Annotated in this window: 5 protein-coding genes; all 5 read right to left on the bottom strand. The window is 75.5% G+C overall.

The window, feature by feature from the left end; all coding sequences use genetic code 11:
* Nucleotides 1-24 precede the first annotated feature (24 nt).
* The 5 genes from ACIQOV_RS31505 to ACIQOV_RS31485 all read right to left on the bottom strand — a co-directional run bounded on the left by ACIQOV_RS31505 (nucleotide 25) and on the right by ACIQOV_RS31485 (nucleotide 3,790).
* Complete coding sequence (locus ACIQOV_RS31505; protein WP_401054076.1) at nucleotides 25-1,035, bottom strand: aldo/keto reductase; 1,011 nt, start codon at nucleotides 1,033-1,035, stop codon at nucleotides 25-27.
* A 65-nt stretch (nucleotides 1,036-1,100) separates the two neighbouring features.
* Nucleotides 1,101-1,976 carry a S1 family peptidase gene (locus tag ACIQOV_RS31500; RefSeq protein WP_401054075.1) on the bottom strand — a complete coding sequence of 292 codons (876 nt, stop codon included), beginning with the start codon at nucleotides 1,974-1,976 and terminating at the stop codon, nucleotides 1,101-1,103.
* A 121-nt stretch (nucleotides 1,977-2,097) separates the two neighbouring features.
* Nucleotides 2,098-2,640 (bottom strand): hypothetical protein, encoded by a 543-nt coding sequence (locus tag ACIQOV_RS31495; RefSeq protein WP_401054074.1) that lies wholly within the window; start codon nucleotides 2,638-2,640, stop codon nucleotides 2,098-2,100.
* Between the two features lie 54 nt (nucleotides 2,641-2,694).
* Nucleotides 2,695-3,264 carry an ATP-binding protein gene (locus tag ACIQOV_RS31490; RefSeq protein ID WP_380357808.1) on the bottom strand — a complete coding sequence of 190 codons (570 nt, stop codon included), beginning with the start codon at nucleotides 3,262-3,264 and terminating at the stop codon, nucleotides 2,695-2,697.
* Between the two features lie 10 nt (nucleotides 3,265-3,274).
* A complete protein-coding gene (locus tag ACIQOV_RS31485; RefSeq protein WP_401054072.1) occupies nucleotides 3,275-3,790 on the bottom strand; it encodes a nucleoside deaminase in 516 nt (171 codons plus the stop codon).
* Between the last annotated feature and the right edge of the window lie 86 nt (nucleotides 3,791-3,876).

Here is a 3,876-nt window from a genome sequence, read left to right as displayed (position 1 = left end):
GCCGGCACCCCCGCCCACAACACCTCAGGACCAGGGCAGCCCCGCCCGCGTACGCCAGTACGCCCCGGCCGGCTCGGCCATGGCGCCGAGGGCGGCGAGGTCCTCGGGGGTCGGGCGGAGGCCGGTGGCGGCGAGGTTGGAGGCGAGCTGGTCGGGGGTGGCGGCGCCGGAGAGGACGACGTCGGCCCAGGGCTGGGCGGTGGCCGCGGCGAGGGCGAGGGCGTCGGGGGTGGCGGCGGTGCGGTCGGCGAGGGTGCGCAGCGGGGCGGTGTCGGGGCCGGTGGCGTTGCGGCCGGCGAGGCGGCCGTTGGCCATGCCCTCCTTGACGACGACGAGCCATCCGGCCGCGTGGGCTTCGGCGAGGGCGGGGGCGGCGGAGGTCTCCAGCAGGTTCCAGGTGGCCTGGACGGCGGTGAACAGCGGTCGGCCGTCCGTGGTGACGGCGAGGGCGCGGCGGATGGTGTCGGCCTGGGCGGGGCCGCTGGTGGACAGGCCCACCCGGACGCCTTCGGCGGCGAGGTCGGCGAGGCGCCGGTGCAGGGCGGGGTCGGTGAGGGCGGGGCTGTCCGGGGTGACGGAGTGGACGAGGTAGACGTCGAGGTGGTCGCCGAGCAGGGTGCGGGTCTCGTGGATCTGGCGGTCGTAGACGGCGGTGGAGTGTTCCTTGACCTCGTGCGCGGCGACTCCGTCGGTCTGCCAGTCGGCGGTGTAGGTGTAGCCCCATTTGCTGCCGACCGTCACCTCGGCCGCGGCCTCGGGGTGTTCGGCGAGCCACTGGCCGAGGAACTCCTCGGCGCGGCCGTAGGAGCGGGCGGTGTCGAGGTAGCGCACGCCGGCGGCGTACGCGGCGTCGAGCAGGGTGTGGGTGCGTTCGCGCAGGGCGTCGACGGTGCGTTCGGCGGGCAGGTCGGCGTCGCGCCCGAGGTTGATGTAGCCGGGCCGGCCGACGGCCGCCGTGCCCAGGCCGAGGCGCGCGGGGTGCGGGCGCGCGGCGGCGGGGGCGGGGATCGCGGTGGCGGCGGGGTCGGTCGGCATGGCGGGCTCTCCTCGGGCGCGACGGTTCTCACCTGGGACTTTAGCCGCGCGGTGGGGTCGGGGCGTCAGCCGGCAGCGAGGGTGCCGCTGATCCAGGGGGCGTAGGCGGGCACGTCGGTGTACAGGCCGGGGCCGCCCGCGCAGGGCACGCCGGGGGCGCCGGGGCCGGAGGTGGTGCCGACGAGTTCCCAGCGGCCGCCGCGGCCGCGCTGGATCTGGGGGCCGCCGGAGTCTCCGAAGCAGGCCATGGCCCCGGGGACCCGGCTGAGCGTGCACAGGCGGGTGGGGTCGGCCCAGCCGGGGGCGCAGTCGGTGGTGGCGCCGATGCGGGTGGGCAGTTCCTGGAGGCGGTCGGGGAAGACCATCCGCTGGTAGTCGGTGGTGTCGACGACGGTGCCGAAGCCGAGCAGCCGGGTGGGGGTGCCGGGGCTGCCGGGGTGTTCGGCGACGCGGACGGGCTGCTGGGGGGCGGGGCGGTCCAGGCGGACCAGGGCCAGGTCGTTCCGGTTGGGGCGGGTGGCGCCGTCGCCGAACTCGAAGCCGGGGTGGACGACGACGCGGTCGACCTTGCGCACGGTGCCGCCGCTGTCGCGGTGGGCGCTGCCGATGCGCACGGTGCCCTTGAGGGTGACGCCGGTGTCCTCGGTGCCGACCACGCAGTGGGCGGCGGTCAGCACCCACTGGCGGTCGATCAGGGTGGCGCCGCAGGCTCCGTCGGCCAGTTGCTCGGCGCTCAGCGGGAGGGTGGCCATGAAGGGGTAGCGCTCGGTGGAGTCGCGACCGTTGACGATGGCCGAGGCGCTCGTGCTCATGGCGGTGGCGCCGAGCGCGGCGGCCAGGGCGGTGACGGCGGCGGCCCGGGCGGCGGCCCGGGCGGCGGTGCGGGCGGTGGTGCGGACGGTGGTGCGGACGGTCGTACGGACGGTCGTACGGAAGGGCACGGGTGACGGCCTTTCGGTTCGGCTGGTGCTGACCGCTCCAGCCAACCCGGCGCCGGCCCGCCGGAACACCCGGCCAGCGGGCCGCCGTGACCTGGGGGTATCCCCCGCTCGCGCCGTCGGGCTACCAGGCGGGCCGCCCGCTCTCCCTCGGCGACACCGACGGCGCCGCGGGGGCGGTGCCGCGCTCAGGGGCGGTGCCGCGCTCGGGCCCGGTCGCGGGCCCGGACTCGGGCCAGCCCGAGGAGGAGGTGCGGACGGCCTGGACGGGCGCGGCGATCGGTGCCTCCAGCGGACGGGCGGCGCGCACCGGCGCGGCGGTCCGGGTGACGGCCGGAGTGACGGCCTGGTCCAGGCGCAGCACGAAGTTGACGTAGTCGAGCGGTTTGCCCGGCCAGTGACAGTCGTTGCTGGTGAGCAACTGGCTGCGCAGGCCGCCGTGTTCGGTGACCGGTCCGGGGGTGGTGCGCAGGTTGGGCTGCCAGCTGCGGCCCCACAGGTGGTGTTCCAGGGACAGCGTCCAGCTCTCCTCGTCCACCTCGATGGTGGCGCCGACCCGCCCGGGCAGCACCCGCAGCCCGTACGCGCCGCGCACGACGGCCCGCTGGTCGAAGTCGGCGCTCCTGCCGACGACGGTGATCCGCCATGCTCCGTGGAACCTGAGCACGCCTGCCTCCTGACGCCGCGGCGCCCGCTCCGGCAGAGGGCGCCCCTTCCACGTCTACGGCCCCGACCCGGCCCCCGGCTCAACGGCGGGGCGGGCGGGGCCCCGGCCGGTGACGGCCGCCGCGATCCGTCGGGCGGCCTGGGCGGGGGTGAGGTGGGTGGTGTCGAGGACCTCGGCCTCGGCGTGCAGCCAGGTGCGGGCCGCCTCGGCGTAGGGTTCGAGGTGCCTGAGGCGGAAGGAGGAGGGGCCGAGGACGGTGTCCCCCTCGATCCGCCCGCGGAGGGTCTCCTGGTCGGCGTGGAGGACGAAGTGCCGTACCGGGATGGCGTGTCGGGCGAGGCCCGCACTGATCTCCCGCCAGTACCGCTCGACCAGGACGGTCATGGGCATCACCAGGGTGCCGCCGGTGTAGTCGAGTACCCGGTGGGCGGTCTCGACCACGAGTTGCCGCCACGGCGGCCAGTGCTGGAAGTTGTCCGTTCGGGGAAGCCCCGGCGTGATGTCCATGAGGGTCTCGCCGACCTTCTCGGCGTCGAACACCCGCGCATCCGGTATCAGTGGCTGCACGAGTGCGCCGGTCGTCGTCTTGCCCGCGCCGTGGGTACCGTTGAGCCATACGATCACGGGCTCGATGCTAGTCCCGCGCGGAGCCGTGGGGGCGCGGGGCGCCCGCCACGCGGCGCTCGCCGCCGTTGCGCTCCTGCCAGAGGCGGTACACCTCGACGGCGTCCTCGCGCGGCTCGTGGCGCATCGGCAGCCTGCGCTCCTGCCACGGCTTGGCGAACTCGTCGTAGAAGGTGCCCAGTTCGAAGTACTTGCGGTCGTCGACGTAGTGGGGCTCGTAGGCGTCGCGGGTGGTGAGGAAGACGACCTCGTCCGGCGAGCAGTAGTAGAGCGAGCCCAGGCACATCGGGCAGGGGTGGGCGAGCACGTAGACGGTGGTGCCGGTCAGGTGCTCGGTGCCGAGCCTGGTGCAGGCCTCGCGGATGGCGAGGATCTCCGCGTGGGCGGTGGGGTCGCCGGTCTGGGCGACCCTGTTGGGGCTCTCCGCGAGGATCTCGCCGTCCTTGACGATGACGGTCGCGAACGGGCGGCCGCCCTCGGTGACGTTCTGGCGGGCGATGTCGATGGTGCGCTGGACGAAGTCCATCAGGGCCTCCGGGGCGGGAGCGGGGGAAGGGACGAGGGAAGGGCCGGGAGGAAGGGGCGGTGGGGAAGGGGCGGGCCGGGGCAGGG

Source organism: Kitasatospora sp. NPDC091257, from assembly GCF_044757675.1.
Classification (GTDB): domain Bacteria; phylum Actinomycetota; class Actinomycetes; order Streptomycetales; family Streptomycetaceae; genus Kitasatospora; species Kitasatospora lactacystinica.
This window is presented reverse-complemented; position numbering and strand designations above follow the sequence as displayed.